Source organism: Pimelobacter simplex (genome assembly GCF_900114845.1).
GTDB classification, from domain to species: domain Bacteria; phylum Actinomycetota; class Actinomycetes; order Propionibacteriales; family Nocardioidaceae; genus Nocardioides; species Nocardioides simplex.
Genome location: NZ_FOUK01000004.1, coordinates 495176 through 509019, shown reverse-complemented (window position 1 = coordinate 509019; position 13844 = coordinate 495176). Strand labels below are relative to the sequence as shown.

General features: G+C 73.9%; 11 protein-coding genes. 9 read left to right on the top strand and 2 right to left on the bottom strand.

Features of this window, described 5'->3' with window-relative positions:
* A complete protein-coding gene (locus BM223_RS19245; protein ID WP_038676022.1) occupies positions 1-1191 on the bottom strand; it encodes a RimK family alpha-L-glutamate ligase in 1191 nt (396 codons plus the stop codon).
* 53 nt (positions 1192-1244) lie between these two features.
* Between BM223_RS19245 and BM223_RS19240 the strand changes: the two genes are divergently transcribed.
* Both BM223_RS19240 and BM223_RS19235 read left to right on the top strand, forming a co-directional pair.
* Positions 1245-1730 carry an ATP-dependent zinc protease family protein gene (locus BM223_RS19240; protein ID WP_235319097.1) on the top strand — a complete coding sequence of 162 codons (486 nt, stop codon included), beginning with the start codon at positions 1245-1247 and terminating at the stop codon, positions 1728-1730.
* Complete coding sequence (locus BM223_RS19235) at positions 1717-2679, top strand: succinylglutamate desuccinylase/aspartoacylase family protein (RefSeq protein WP_038683103.1); 963 nt, start codon at positions 1717-1719, stop codon at positions 2677-2679. The genes BM223_RS19240 and BM223_RS19235 overlap by 14 nt, the downstream gene beginning before the upstream one ends.
* A 16-nt stretch (positions 2680-2695) precedes the next feature.
* On the opposite strand, the gene BM223_RS19230 is transcribed toward BM223_RS19235, so the two are convergent.
* Positions 2696-4759, bottom strand: coding sequence for a serine/threonine-protein kinase (locus BM223_RS19230; protein ID WP_052138100.1), 2064 nt, complete (start codon positions 4757-4759; stop codon positions 2696-2698).
* Between the two features lie 114 nt (positions 4760-4873).
* Here BM223_RS19230 and BM223_RS19225 point away from each other — a divergent pair, with 114 nt between their 5' ends.
* The 7 genes from BM223_RS19225 (at position 4874) to BM223_RS19190 (ending at position 13837) form a co-directional block, all read left to right on the top strand.
* Positions 4874-6394 (top strand): molybdopterin-dependent oxidoreductase, encoded by a 1521-nt coding sequence (locus BM223_RS19225; protein WP_038676021.1) that lies wholly within the window; start codon positions 4874-4876, stop codon positions 6392-6394.
* An 81-nt stretch (positions 6395-6475) separates the two neighbouring features.
* Positions 6476-7165 (top strand): fasciclin domain-containing protein, encoded by a 690-nt coding sequence (locus BM223_RS19220; RefSeq protein WP_038676018.1) that lies wholly within the window; start codon positions 6476-6478, stop codon positions 7163-7165.
* A 40-nt stretch (positions 7166-7205) separates the two neighbouring features.
* Positions 7206-7814 carry an ECF RNA polymerase sigma factor SigK gene (sigK, locus tag BM223_RS19215; RefSeq protein ID WP_038676016.1) on the top strand — a complete coding sequence of 203 codons (609 nt, stop codon included), beginning with the start codon at positions 7206-7208 and terminating at the stop codon, positions 7812-7814.
* The gene (locus tag BM223_RS19210; protein ID WP_038676015.1) at positions 7811-8536 is read left to right on the top strand and encodes an anti-sigma factor; all 726 of its coding nucleotides are present in this window, start codon (positions 7811-7813) and stop codon (positions 8534-8536) included. The genes sigK and BM223_RS19210 overlap by 4 nt, the downstream gene beginning before the upstream one ends.
* Positions 8536-11772 (top strand): FAD-dependent oxidoreductase, encoded by a 3237-nt coding sequence (locus BM223_RS29865; RefSeq protein ID WP_082003490.1) that lies wholly within the window; start codon positions 8536-8538, stop codon positions 11770-11772. The genes BM223_RS19210 and BM223_RS29865 overlap by 1 nt, the downstream gene beginning before the upstream one ends.
* On the top strand, positions 11769-13022 hold the full coding sequence (locus tag BM223_RS19195; protein ID WP_038676013.1) for an SAM-dependent methyltransferase: 1254 nt from the start codon (positions 11769-11771) through the stop codon (positions 13020-13022). Before BM223_RS29865 ends, BM223_RS19195 begins: the two co-directional genes overlap by 4 nt.
* The gene (locus BM223_RS19190; RefSeq protein ID WP_038683096.1) at positions 13022-13837 is read left to right on the top strand and encodes a DUF1295 domain-containing protein; all 816 of its coding nucleotides are present in this window, start codon (positions 13022-13024) and stop codon (positions 13835-13837) included. Before BM223_RS19195 ends, BM223_RS19190 begins: the two co-directional genes overlap by 1 nt.
* The last annotated feature ends 7 nt before the right edge of the window (positions 13838-13844 follow it).

The window sequence follows — 13844 nt, the reverse complement described above, 5'->3', positions numbered from 1 at the left end:
CTAGGAGTCCATGATCGGCTGCTTGGGCAGCTTCTTGACCCGGGCCCGGCGCCGCGGGCGGGCCGGGATCATCGAGCGCATCTCCTCGAGCTTGCCGAAGCAGAGCAGCCGGTCCTCGGCCTGCAGGACGTGCCGGTCGTAGGGGTTCGGGATGACGAGGGTGCCGCGGTGCAGGGTCAGCACGGTCATGTCGCGCTCGCGCAGGCCTGACTCGCCGAGGGTCTTGCCGACGAGGTCGGCGTCGCCGTGGACGACGAGCTCGGCGACGCCGTACCCGGTCGAGACGCTGAGCCGCTCGCGCACGTCGATCTGGGGGAAGGCGACCTGGTTGTCGATGTAGTCGATGATCGCGCCGGCCACGTCGAGCTTGGTGGCGGACTCGATGCCCTCGAGGCCCGGCGACGAGTTGACCTCCATGACGAGCGGGCCGTCGTTGCCCTCGAGCATGTCGACACCGGCGACCTTGAGGCCCATGATCTGGGCGGCGCGGACGGCGACCTGCTCGTACTCCGGGTCGAGCTCGACCCGCTCGACACTGCCGCCGCGGTGCACGTTGGAGCGGAACTCGTCGCCCTGGGCAACCCGGCGCATCGCCGCGACCACGCGGTCGCCGACGACCAGGGCGCGCACGTCGCGGCCCTTGGACTCCTTGACGAAGCGCTGGATGAGAACCTGCTGCTTGGTGCTCTGCAGGGTCTCGATGATCGCCTCGGCGACCTTGATGCTGGGCGCGAGGATGACGCCGATGCCCTGGGTGCCCTCGAGCAGCTTGATCACGACCGGCGCGCCGCCGACCCGCTCGATCGCGGGGATCACGTCGGCGCGGTCCCGGACGAAGGTCGTGGCCGGCATCCCGATGTTGTGGCGGGACAGGATCTGCGTGGCGCGCAGCTTGTCGCGCGAGTTGGCGATGCCGTTGGCGGTGTTGGGCGTGTAGACGTCCATCTGCTCGAACTGGCGGACGACGGCCGTGCCGAAGTAGGTGATCGAGTTGCCGATCCGCGGCAGCACGGCGTCGTAGTCGGAGAGCTGCTTGCCGCGGAACTGGAGATCGGGCTCGTCGCCGGACAGGTCGATCGAGAACCGCAGCGTGTTGAGCACCTTCACCTGGTGCCCTCTGTCGAGGGCCGCCGTGCGGAGGCGCTGGGTGCTGTAGGACCGCGGAGCGCGGGAGAGGATCGCGAGCTTCATACCCGACCTGATTGGATTGCCGTGTGGTCAGGCCCCATTCAATCAGTCCTCCGGTGGTTGCCGGATGGCGCGAGTGGGTGCGCCTGCCGGGGTGGGGGGTCGGTTCCGTCAAGGCCAAGCTCGACACCGGGGCGCGGACCTCGGCCCTGCACGCCTTCGACATCGAGGAGCTCACCCACGACGGTGTCGACTGGGTCAGGTTCTCGGTGTACCCGTGGCAGCGCTCCTCAGACGACGCGGTCCTCGTCGAGTGCCCGGTCCACGACCGGCGGGTGGTCCGCAGCTCGACCGGGCACGCCCAGGAGCGGATCGTCGTCCTCACCGACGTCGAGCTGCTCGGCCACACGATCACCACCGAGATGACGCTCACCCGCCGCGACACGATGGGCTTCCGGATGCTGGTGGGCCGCGAGGCGCTGCGCCAGGGCTTCGTCGTCGACTCCGGCCGCTCCTACCTCGGCGGACGCCCGCCGCGGAAGGTGCGCCGCAAGAACCGCGGGCGCGCCGCGGGTGGGGGTGGCGCCGATGGCACTGCGTGAGTCGTTCGCGATCGGCAACGTCCGGGTCCGCGCGGGCGCGAGCAAGGAGGTCGAGCTGCCGATCACCCGCCTGGTGACCGGTGGCGACATCAGCCTGCCGGTGCGCGTCCTCCACGGGCGCGAGCCCGGACCGGCGGTCTGGGTCAACGCGGCGATCCACGGCGACGAGGTGATGGGCGTCGAGGTGGTGCAGCAGATCGTGGCGAGCCTGTCGCCCAAGACGCTGCGCGGCACGCTGCTCGCCGTCCCCGTCGTCAACGTCTTCGGCTTCATGACCGGCGAGCGCTACCTCCCCGACCGCCGTGACCTCAACCGGTCGTTCCCCGGCTCGGCCCGCGGCTCGCTGGCCAGCCGGATCGCGCACCTGTTCATGACCGAGGTGGTCGGCACGTGCGACGTCGGCATCGACCTGCACACGGCAGCCGACCGGCGGAGCAACCTCCCCCAGATCCGGGCCGACCTCGACGACCCCCGCACCCGCGAGCTGGCCGAGGCGTTCGGCGCGCCGGTGATGCTGCACGCCCGGCTGCGCGACGGGTCGCTGCGGCAGGCCGGGCGCGACCGCGGCGCACGGGTGCTGCTCTACGAGGCCGGCGAGGCGATGCGCTTCCAGGCCGAGCCGATCGCGGTGGGCGTCGCCGGCGTCCGACGGGTGCTGGCCTCGCTCGGCATGATCGACCCCGACCCCGCCTGGGCCGAGCATCCCGCGCCCGAGGAGTGCCGCTCCAGCGCGTGGGTCCGGGCGCGCGGCACCGGCATCCTGCACCTCGACGTCCGGCTGGGCGACCGGGTCGAGACGGGGCAGCGGCTCGGCGGCCTCTCCGACACCTTCGGGCGCCGGGTGCGCCTGGTCCATGCCGACCGCGACGGCATCGTGATCGGGCTGACCCGGGCACCGATCGTCAACGCGGGCGACGCGCTCGTGCACATCGCCTCGCCCGCCACCTGATCATCTGACCACGTGATCAGCTGACCAGCTTGAACCCGTCCTCGCACTCCGGCGCGCAGGCCAGCTCGCCCCACTTCACCGGATCGCCGAACGACGCCCCGTCGGACAGCTGGACCCACAGCACCAGCCCGTCGTCCGCGGCACCGTTGTTGGCGGCGTAGCGGAGCGAGACGAAGTCGGCGGCGCCGTCACCGTCGACGTCGCTGAGCGCCTCACCCGCGATGCCGCTGTCGTAGAGGTTCTTGCGCGCCTCGTCGAGGCCGACCTCGGCGGTGAACCAGCGGGTCCGGGGCGCGACGACGTCGTCGACGAAGTCGTAGACGAAGATCGCCCGGCCGGTCGCGTTGGCGGCGACGAGCTCGTCGGCACCGTCGCCGTCGACGTCGCCCGGCAGCCACTTCACGAACAGCGGGTTGACGGCGGCGCCCTCGATGACCTTCTCGCTGACCTCGACGAGCTCGCCGTCCTCGGGCCGCAGGACGCGCATGATGTTCGCCTCGGCGGCGTCGTCGCGGGCGAAGTAGACGACCTCGTCCTTGCCGTCGCCGTCGAGGTCGCCGGCCACCGGCAGGCTCTGGGACAGCGTCGAGGTGTACCACTGGGTCGGTGCGGCGAAGCCGCCGTCCTCGGCGAGCGCGACGTGCAGGCCGTCGGAGTCGTCGTCCGCGTCGCCGTAGAGGACCAGGTCGTCCTTGCCGTCGCCGTCGAGGTCGGCGGCGGCCGCGTTGTAGTCCTTGATGTCGAAGGCCGGGTCGAGAGCCAGCTCGGTCGTCCACCGCTCGCCGTCACCCGGCACCACGACGACGGACAGCCGGTCGTCGTCCTCGTCGAGCCACACGACGTCGGGACGGCGGTCGCCGTCGACGTCGGCGAGGAGCGGGTGGCCCTCCTCGGCGCCGGCCCGCCGGGGCGCGCCGAACTGCATCCCGGACGACGGCACGGTCCAGGTCGACAGCGGGCTGAGCGCCTCGAAGCGGGTCTGGTGGACCAGCACGTCGCCGTAGTCGTCGCCGGTGAGGTCGCCGGCGACCGCCACAGGCTCGGCCGCGGCCGGCTCGTCGTCGTCGCGGACGAGCAGCCAGGTGGTGATGCCGCCGGCGACCAGGGCGAGAGCGACGACCGCGGCCACCACGAGCGGCCAGCGGCGGCGCGCGGACGGGACCACCGTGGCCGGGCGCACCGCGGTGCCGGCCGGCGGGCCGGCCGGGCCACCCGGCGCGCCTTCGAGCGTGTCGGCCGGGGCGAGCGCGGCGAGGCGCTCGAGGTCCTCGCGGAGCGCGGTGGCGTCGCCGTACCGCTGGGCCGGGTCCTTGGCCAGCGCCCGGCCGAGCACGGCGTTGAGGTCGGCGGTGAAGGCGGAGTCGCCGCCCAGTCGCGGGACGGGCGCCTGCTGGTGGGCGAGCGCGACCTGGACCTCGGTGCCGCGGTAGGGCTCGTGGCCGGTCAGGCACGCCCACAGCACGCAGCCGAGGGCGTAGATGTCGCTGGCCGGCGTCGCCGGCTCGCCCTCGGTGCGCTCCGGGGCCAGGTACGACCAGCTGCCGGCGACGGTGCCGGCGGCGGTCGGCGCCGGGCTCTCGATGCCGTCGGCCCGGGCGATGCCGAAGTCGCAGAGGTAGGCGTGCTGGTCGGCCGTGCCGGGGTCGCGGATCAGCACGTTGGACGGCTTCACGTCCCGGTGCACGACCCCGACCCGGTGCGCGTCGGCGAGACTCCGGGCCAGCTGGGCACAGAGCTGCAGCGCCTGCCGGGCGGGCATCGGGCCGTTCTCGCGCAGCCAGCTCCACAGGTCGCGGCCGTCGATGAACTGGGTCACGATGAACGGCGTGCCGTCGACCTCGTCGTGGTCGTGGATCGCGATCACGTGCGGCGAGTCCAGCCGGGCGAGCACGGCCGCCTCGTCCTGGAACCGCTGCCGGAACTCCGGCGACTGCGCCAGCGTCCCGGTGATCACCTTGAGCGCGACCGTCCGCTGCAGACGCGGGTCGCTCGCCGCGAAGACGACGCCCATGCCGCCCTGGCCGAGCACCCGGTCGAGGTGGTAGCGGCCGATCTGCTCACCGACGCCCGGCACGCGCATGTGTCTCTCCCCCGAGTCGAGTGTGTGGTCGGACGCCGGTCATTGTTCCTCAGCGTCGGGCGGCTGCACCCGAGGGGAGCCATCCGCTCGGGGGGTCCGCACCGAACCTCTCCCATGAGGAAGCACCTGCGTTGGGCCGGGTACGGCGTCCTGGCGACCCTGGTCGGCATCGGGCTCGCCCACCTGGCGGCCGCGCTCACGCACCCGGCGTCGTCCCCCGTCCTGGCCGTGGGCTCGGCGGTGATCGACCTGACGCCCACCCCGCTCAAGGAGTGGGCGATCCGGCGCTTCGGCACCGGCGACAAGGTGGTCCTGGTCGGCTCGGTGCTGGTGGGGGTGCTGGTGCTGGCGGCCCTGGCCGGCGCCGTCGCCCGCCGCCGCCTGGCCGTGGGCGCGGCGATCCTGGTCGCGCTCGTGGGCATCGCGGTCGCCGCGGTGCTCACCCGCGCCGAGACCGGCGCGCTGGACCTGCTGCCCAGCCTGGTGGCGGCCGTGACCGGCCCGCTGGCCCTGGTGCTGCTGGCCCGCGCCGACCGCGCCGCCCAGGAGGCCCGCCGGGCGGGGAGGGGCGAGGACGGTCGTCGCGCGCTGCTGCTGACGGCGGCCGTCCTCGGCGCCCTCGCCGTGGCCGGCGGGGCGGCGGGGCGCTTCGTGTCGTCGCTGCGGCTGCGCCCCGAGGACGTGACCCTGCCCCGGCCCGCCGACCCGGCGCCGCCGCTGCCGCGCGGGCTCGACGACCAGGTCCCGGGGATCACCCCCTTCCGCACGCCGACCCGCGACTTCTACCGGGTCGACACCCGGCTGGACGTGCCCGTCGTGGGCACCGACGACTGGACGCTCACCATCGACGGGGACGTCGACCGGAAGGTGACCTTGAGCTTCGACGACCTGCTCGGCATGCCGATGATCGAGCGCGACATCACGCTCACCTGCGTGTCCAACAGCGTCGGCGGCCCCTACGTCGGCGCCGCCCGCTGGCTCGGCGTCCCGCTGCGCGACGTGCTGGACCGGGCCGGCATCGACACGACGAAGGCCGACCAGATCCTCTCCACCGACGTCGACGGCATGACCATCAGCACGCCGCTCGCCCTCGCCACCGACGGGCGCGACGCGATGCTGGCGGTCGGCATGAACGGCAAGGCCCTGCCCCGCGAGCACGGCTTCCCGGTGCGGATGGTGATCCCCGGCCTCTACGGGTTCATCAGCGCCACCAAGTGGGTCACCCGGCTCACCCTGACGACGTACGCGGCGCAGGACGCCTACTGGACCGAGCGTGGCTGGGCGACCGACGCCCCCATCAAGATCTCGGCGCGCATCGACACCCCGCGGGCGCTCGCCAAGGTCGACGCCGGTGACGTCGTCATCGGCGGTGTCGCCTGGGCGCAGGAGCGTGGCGGGGTGGCCGGCGTCCAGGTCCGGATCGACGGCGGCGCCTGGGTCGACGCCCAGCTCGGGCCCAGTGGTGGGGACGACTACTGGCGCCAGTGGTTCTACCGCTGGGAGGCCGGCTCCGGGTCGCACCGGATCGCCGTCCGCGCCCGCTCCGGCGACGGCGAGCCGCAGACCGCCGTCCGTGCCGAGCCGTTCCCGAACGGCGCCAGCGGGCTGCACGAGCTGCTCGTCCAGGTCGGCTGAGAATTTTCTCGGCCCGGGACCCATCCGATCTCCGCACGACGCCGAACTACTTGCACATCCGCTCCTACGGAAGGCCCCATCATGAAGCTCCACCGGCTCACCCGGACCGCCGGCGCCACCGCCGCCGTGCTCGCCCTCTCCGTCTCGCTCGCCGCCTGCGGCAGCGACGACGACTCGAAGGCCGCCGACGGCGACAGCACGTCGTCGCAGGACGGCGGCATGACCAGCGACGCGCCGAGCACCGACGGCAACGCCGACGCCGGCGCCCAGACCTTCGGCCCCGGCTGCTCGAAGATCCCGACCTCCGGCGCCGGCTCGTTCGACGGCATGGTCAAGGACCCGGTCGCGACCGCCGCGAGCAACAACCCGCTGCTCAGCACCCTGGTCACCGCGGTCACCAGCATCGACGGCCTCGCCGACACGCTCAACGGAGCGCCGGCCCTGACCGTGTTCGCGCCCTACAACGACGCATTCGCCGCCATCCCCGAGAAGGACCTCAACGGCCTGGTCGCCGAGGGCAAGTCGAAGGGCCAGGACAGCGCCCTCTACAAGGTCCTGGCGCACCACGTGCTCGGCGCCAACGACGACCCGATGGCCGTCGTCGGCGACCAGGAGACCCTGGCCGGCGACAAGCTGACCATCTCCGGCGACGCCGAGAGCGGCATGACCGTCACCGACGGCACCGTCACGGCGAACGTCCTGTGCGGCAACATCCCGACGTCCAACGCGACCGTCTACGTCATCGACAAGGTGCTGACCGGGGTCAAGTGACCCCTCGTCAGGAACCACAGGAACCGGAAGGATCAAGTCCATGGATCCGGTCCCCGGCGAGCCGGCCGGCGTCCCCCACGCGGGGGCGCCGGCCGGCGGGCACGGCACGGACCTCGGCGCGCTGCTCAACCGAGCGGCCCGCGGCGACAAGGCCGCCTTCGCCGAGCTGTACGACGCCACGGCGCCCCGCGTGCACGGACTCGCGCTGCGGGTCGTGCGCGACCCGGCGCAGGCCGAGGAGGTCACCCAGGAGGTGTTCCTCGAGGTCTGGCGCCAGGCGAGCCGGTACGACGCCGCACGCGGCTCGGCTCTCGCCTGGATGATGACGATCGCCCACCGCAAGGCGGTCGACCGGGTCCGCAGCGCCGAGGCGACGACCCGGCGCGACCTGGCCTACGAGCAGGCCAACCAGAGTGTCGAGCACGACGTCACCGCCGACGCCGCCCACGCCTCGCTCGAGGCGCACCGGGTGCGTGCGGCACTGGCGCAGCTCACCGACGTCCAGCGCGAGGCGATCGAGCTGGCGTACTTCGGCGGCTACACCCACACGGAGGTGGCCGCCCTTCTCGACCTCCCGGTCGGGACCGCGAAGACGAGGATCCGCGACGGCCTGATCCGGCTGCGCGACACGATCGGAGTAGGCCGATGACGACCGATCACGACCACGCCCTGTCCGGCGCCTACGCCGTCGACGCGCTCGACGCCGACGAGCGGGCCCGGTTCGAGACGCACCTGAGCCAGTGCGCGGACTGCCGCGCCGAGGTGGACAGCCTCCGCGAGGCCGCCGCCCTGCTGGGCATCGCCGACGAGGTCGGCCCGCCGCCCGCGCTGCGCGACGACGTGCTGGCCGGCATCGAGCGGATCCGTCCGCTGCCGCCGCTCACCCGGGAGCCGGCGACGGTGACCCCGCTGTTCCGCCGGCTGCCGACGCTGCTCGCGGCGGCCGCGGCCGTCGTCCTGCTCCTCGGGGTGGGGCTGGCGGTGCTGCGGCCCTGGTCCGACGGTACCGAGCCCCCGCCGCAGCTGAGCGCAGCCGAGCAGATCCTGCGGGCCGGCGACGCGACCCACGTCGAGAAGGCCTTCCCCGACGGCTCGCAGGCGACGATCGTGCTCTCGCGCAGCCAGGGCAAGGCGCTCATCCGGACGAAGGACATGGCGCCGGCCCCTGACGGCAAGGTCTACGAGCTCTGGCTCCAGACGCCCGCCGGCAAGATGATCCCGGCCGGGCTGATGCCGGACGAGTCGGACACGACGTACGTCCTCGACGGCGACGCCGCCGAGGCCACCGGGGTCGGCATCACCGTCGAGCCCGACGGCGGCTCGGAGCAGCCGACCACCCAGCCGATCGCGGTCTTCCCGCTGGAGTCGTGATGACCACCCCCACACCACGGCGGATCGCCGTGGTGGGCTCCGGCGTCGCCGGACTCACCGCGGCGTACGTCTCCTCGCGCCACGCCGACGTCACCCTGCTCGAGGCCGACCACCGGCTCGGCGGGCACGCGGACACCCACGACGTCACCGACCCGACCGGGCGCACGCTGCGCATCGACAGCGGCTTCATCGTGCACAACCGGCGCACCTACCCGGTGCTCGGCCGGCTGTTCGACGAGCTCGGCGTGCCGACGCAGGACTCCGAGATGTCGATGTCGATCAGCGACGAGCGGACCGGCCTGGAGTGGGCCGGCGCGCTCGGCCGGCGCGGGCTCTTCCCGGCAGGCGCGGGCAACCACCGCAACCCGGCGTACCTGCGGATGCTCGCCGAGGTGCCGCGCTTCCACCGGGCGGCCCGGCGCCTGCTCGACGCGGGCAGCACCGACCTGACCACGCTCGCCGCCTTCCTCGACCACGGCGGCTTCTCGCCGTACTTCCGGCGGCACTTCGTCGAGCCGCTCGTCGCGGCCGTGTGGTCGTGCGACCCGGACACGGCGCTGGACTACCCCGCCGCCTACCTCTTCGCCTTCCTGCAGCACCACGGCATGCTCGCCGTCTTCGGCTCGCCCACCTGGCGGACCGTCACCGGCGGCTCCGCGGCCTACGTCACCCGGGTCGCCGACGCGATCCGGGCGGCGGGCGGCACGATCCGCACCGGGACCCCCGTGCTCGCGATCGAGGAGACCGCCGACGGCGTCGAGGTCAGCACCCCGGCCGGCCGCGAGGTCTACGACGCGGTGGTCGTCGCGACGCACCCCGACCAGGCGCTCGGCATGCTCGCCGCGCCGACGCTGCTCCAGAAGGAGCTGCTCGACGCGATCCCGTACTCCGCCAACACCGCGCTGCTGCACACCGACACCCGGCTGATGCCGCAGGCGCGCGACGCGTGGGCGTCGTGGAACTTCCGGCGCCCGCGGATCGCCCAGGACCACGTCCAGGTGACCTACGACCTGACCCGGCTGCAGCGGCTGCCCACCGACACCGCCTACCTGGTCACCCTCGGCGGCGAGGACGTCGTCGACCCCGCGAGCGTGCTGGTCCGGCGCGACTACGCCCACCCGCGCTACACCCCCGCCTCCGTCGCGGCGCAGGCCCGGCTGCCCGAGATCGACAGCGACCGGATCGTGTTCGCCGGGGCGTACCACGGCTGGGGCTTCCACGAGGACGGCGCCCGCTCGGGCCTGCGCGCCGCGGAGCGTCTCGGGCTCGCATGGGAGGACGCCGGTGCACCGGCGGCGACGTCGTACGCGACGACCCTGGTGCACCGGCGGCGCGAGCCGGTCCGCAACGCCTTCACGCTGCGCTCGCACCTGAGCGTCGTCGACCTCGACCAGGTCGCCGCCGACGGCACCGTCCCCGGCGTGCCGGGACGCTTCGAGGGTCGCGACCACTTCGCCGGCGACACCCTGACCGTCCGCGAGGGGCTCGACCGCTTCCTCGGCGAGCAGGGCCTCGGGACGGACCTGCGCGGCGGGCGCGTCCTGATGGCGGCGCAGCCGCGGGCCTTCGGGCACTGCTTCAACCCGATCTCGGTGCACTGGTGCTGGCCGCCGGACCGCTCCGACGGCGACCCCGCCGCGACCGTCGTCGAGGTGCACAACACCTACGGCGACCGGCACGCCTACCTGCTCGACGGGCCCGCCACCGCCGAGGGACGCGTCGTGGTCGACAAGGCCATGTACGTCTCGCCCTTCCACGGCACCGACGGCCACTACGAGGTGCTCGCGCCGCCGCCCGGGCCCGACGGCCGGCTCCGGCTCGGGGTCCGCCTCGTCACCGACGACGGCGCCCGGTTCGACGCCACGCTCGACGGCGTGCCCACGGATCCGCCCCGGCTCCCGCTCGCCGGACTGCGCGGCGCGGCGCTCATCCGGGCGCACGGGATCGCGCTCTGGGCCCGGCGCGTGCCCGTGCAGCCCCGCCCCGAGGCCGCGCTCGGGCCGGTCCCCACCGGCGGGATCGCCGCCCGGGTCGCGGAGCGCCTGTTCCGCACGGCCGTCGGCCGGCTCGCCGTCACGGTGCGGCTGGAGCACGCCGGCGGGCACGTCGAGGTGCTCGGCCGCGGCGGCCCGGCGATCGTCGTGCGGCGTCCCGACGAGCTGTTCGCCCGGCTCGGCCGGGACCAGCTGATCGGATTCGGCGAGGCCTACATGACCGGCGCCTGGACCGAGGACGGCGTCCCCGGCGACGGCGTCCTGGGCGACTTCCTGACCGTCCTGGCCGCCGAGCTGACCACGCTCGTGCCGCGTCCGCTGCAGCGGCTGCGCGGGCTCGTGGTCACCCGGCTGCCGCGCAGCCAGCGCGGCACCCAGGACAACACCCGGGCCAACGTCGCGCACCACTACGACCTCTCGAACGACCTGTTCGCGGCCTTCCTCGACCCGACCCTGTCCTACTCCAGCGCGCTCTTCACCGACCCGGGCTCCCCGAGCGAGGACCTCGTCGCCGCGCAGCACCGCAAGATCGACCGGCTGCTCGACCAGGCCGGCGTCGGCCCCGGCACCCGGCTGCTGGAGATCGGCACCGGCTGGGGCGAGCTGGCGATCCGGGCCGCGGCCCGGGGCGCCGACGTCCGCTCGATCACGCTGTCGGTCGAGCAGCAGGAGCTGGCCCGGGAGCGGATCGCCGCCGCCGGGCAGGCCGAACGGGTGCGGGTCGACCTGTGCGACTACCGGGCACTGCTCGACGAGCCCGGCGCGGCGTACGACGCGGTGGTCTCGGTGGAGATGATCGAGGCGGTCGGCCAGGAGTTCTGGCCGGCGTACTTCCGGACGCTCGACCACGTCCTCGCGCCGGGCGGACGAGTCGCGATCCAGGCGATCACGATGCCGCACGACCGGATGCTGGCGACGCGTTCGACGCACACCTTCATCACCAAGTACGTCTTCCCCGGCGGCGCGCTGCCGTCGGTGCGCGCGATCGACGAGGTGACCCGGGCGCACACCGGGCTGCGGATCGCCGACGACCTCGCCATCGGGCCGCACTACGCGACCACGCTGCAGCGCTGGGACGAGGCGTTCACCGCCGCGCACGACGAGGTGACGCGCCTCGGCTTCGACGAGACCTTCGCCCGGATGTGGCACTTCTACCTGGAGTACTGCCGCGCCGGCTTCGCCGCCGGCTACATCGACGACCACCAGCTCACCCTGACCCGCCCCGACGAGGAGTCCCGATGACCGCCACCGTGCTCGCCGACGCCCTCCGCCCGTTCGTGGGAGGCGACCTGCCCGTCCGGCTCGTCTCCTGGGACGGCACCACCGCCGGCCCGGCCGACGCCCCCGTGGTCGAGCTGCGCTCACCCGACGCGCTGCGCCGGCTGATCCGGCACCCCGGCGAGCTCGGCGCCGCGCAGGCCTACGTCACCGGCGAGCTCGACGTGCCCGGCGACCTCGACGCGGCGCTCACCCACGCGTTCTCGGTGGCGCGCTCGCGCGGGCTGTCCGGACGGCGTCCGTCCGTGCGCGCGATGGCCGGCGCGCTGCGCGCCGCGATCGGGCTCGACCTGATCGGCCGGCCGCCCGCACCGCCCGCCACCCAGGCCCGGGTCCGCGGCCGGCTGCACAGCAAGGACCGCGACCGCCGCGCGATCAGCCACCACTACGACACGACCGCCGACTTCTACTCGCTGATCCTCGACGAGCGGACGATGGCGTACTCCTGCGGCTACCACTCCTCCCCGGAGCAGCCGCTCGCCGACGCCCAGGAGGCCAAGCTCGACCTGGTCTGCCGCAAGCTCGGGCTGGAGCCGGGGATGCGGCTCCTCGACGTCGGCTGCGGCTGGGGCTCGCTGTCGCTCCACGCTGCCGAGCACTACGGCGCCCGCGTCGTCGGCGTCACCATCTCCGCCGAGCAGCGCCGCTTCGCGCAGGCGGCGGCACGCCGCCGCGGGCTCTCCGACAAGGTCGAGATCCTGCTCTGCGACTACCGCGACGCCGTGCCCCTGCCGGGCGCGGAGTACGACGCGGTCGCCTCCCTCGAGATGGGCGAGCACGTCGGCGAGCGCAACTACCCGTCGTACGCGCGGGTGCTGCACGACTCCGTGCGCCCCGGCGGCCGGGTGCTCGTCCAGCAGATGTCGCGCACCGGGCGCTGGCCCGGCGGCGGCCCCTTCATCGAGTCGTTCATCGCGCCGGACATGTACATGCGCCCGGTCGGCGAGACCGCCGCGCTGCTGGAGCGCAGCGGCCTCGAGGTGCGCGACGTGCACGCGCTGCGCGAGCACTACGTGCTCACCGTGGCCGGGTGGCTGCGCCGCTTCGAGGAGAACATCGAGCTGATCACCGCCCTCGTCGGCGAGGAGCTGGTCCGGGTCTGGCGGCTCTACCTGGTCGGCGGCTCGATGGCCTTCCGGGACGGCCGGATGGGCGTCGACCAGCTGCTGATGGTCCGGCCCGGCGCGGCCCACTCCCTGCCGTGGGTGCGCTGATGTCCACCGTCCTGGTCTCGGTCGCCACCTCCGTCGTGGTCGCGGCCCTCCTCATGACCGCGACCGCCCTCGTCGCCCGCCGCCAGGGCCGCGTCGTCGTCGTCGACATCGCCTGGGGCCTGGGCTTCGTGCTCGCCGCCCTCGCGTGCGCCGTCGTCGCTGTCGTCGCCGACGCGGGCGACGCCCTCCGCTCGGGGATCCTCGTCGCACTCGTGACCGTGTGGGGGCTGCGGCTGGCGGAGCACGTCCGTCGCCGGAGCACGGGCCACACCGACGAGGATCCTCGTTACGAGAAGGTGCTCGGCGGCACGCTGCCCGACGTCGGCCTCGCGGTCGCCGTCCGCAAGGTCTTCGCCGTCCAGGGCCTCGCCCTCGCGGTGATCGCGCTGCCCGTCTCGGTCGGCATGGTCCGCGACGTCCGCTGGTGGCCCGTCGTCGTCGCCGGCGCCGTGCTCTGGGTGGTCGGGCTGGTCTTCGAGGCCGTCGGCGACGCCCAGCTCGCGGCGTACCGGGCCCGGCCCCGGGACGAGCGTCCGCAGGTCCTCGACACCGGCCTCTGGGCCTGGTCCCGGCACCCCAACTACTTCGGCGACGCCTGCGTCTGGTGGGGTCTGTGGCTCGCCGGTGGACTCGCCACCGGCTGGGTCGCGGGCCTGGCCACCCTCGTCGCGCCGATCGCGATGACCTACTTCCTCAGCGAGGCCACCGGGGCCCGCCTGCTGGAGAAGACGATGATGCAGCGGCCGGGCTACCCGGCGTACGCGGCCCGGACGGCGCGGTTCTTCCCCCGGCCTCCGCGTTCGTCCAGGCCCTGACACCGAG

What these genes read in the sequence shown, in the direction of transcription:
- BM223_RS19245 (WP_038676022.1), bottom strand. Translation starts at nt 1,191, where the DNA reads ATGAAGCTCGCGATCCTCTCCCGCGCTCCGCGGTCCTACAGCACCCAG.
- BM223_RS19235 (WP_038683103.1), top strand. Translation starts at nt 1,717, where the DNA reads ATGGCACTGCGTGAGTCGTTCGCGATCGGCAACGTCCGGGTCCGCGCG.
- BM223_RS19230 (WP_052138100.1), bottom strand. Translation starts at nt 4,759, where the DNA reads ATGCGCGTGCCGGGCGTCGGTGAGCAGATCGGCCGCTACCACCTCGAC.
- BM223_RS19225 (WP_038676021.1), top strand. Translation starts at nt 4,874, where the DNA reads ATGAGGAAGCACCTGCGTTGGGCCGGGTACGGCGTCCTGGCGACCCTG.
- BM223_RS19220 (WP_038676018.1), top strand. Translation starts at nt 6,476, where the DNA reads ATGAAGCTCCACCGGCTCACCCGGACCGCCGGCGCCACCGCCGCCGTG.
- sigK (WP_038676016.1), top strand. Translation starts at nt 7,206, where the DNA reads ATGGATCCGGTCCCCGGCGAGCCGGCCGGCGTCCCCCACGCGGGGGCG.
- BM223_RS19210 (WP_038676015.1), top strand. Translation starts at nt 7,811, where the DNA reads ATGACGACCGATCACGACCACGCCCTGTCCGGCGCCTACGCCGTCGAC.
- BM223_RS29865 (WP_082003490.1), top strand. Translation starts at nt 8,536, where the DNA reads ATGACCACCCCCACACCACGGCGGATCGCCGTGGTGGGCTCCGGCGTC.
- BM223_RS19195 (WP_038676013.1), top strand. Translation starts at nt 11,769, where the DNA reads ATGACCGCCACCGTGCTCGCCGACGCCCTCCGCCCGTTCGTGGGAGGC.
- BM223_RS19190 (WP_038683096.1), top strand. Translation starts at nt 13,022, where the DNA reads ATGTCCACCGTCCTGGTCTCGGTCGCCACCTCCGTCGTGGTCGCGGCC.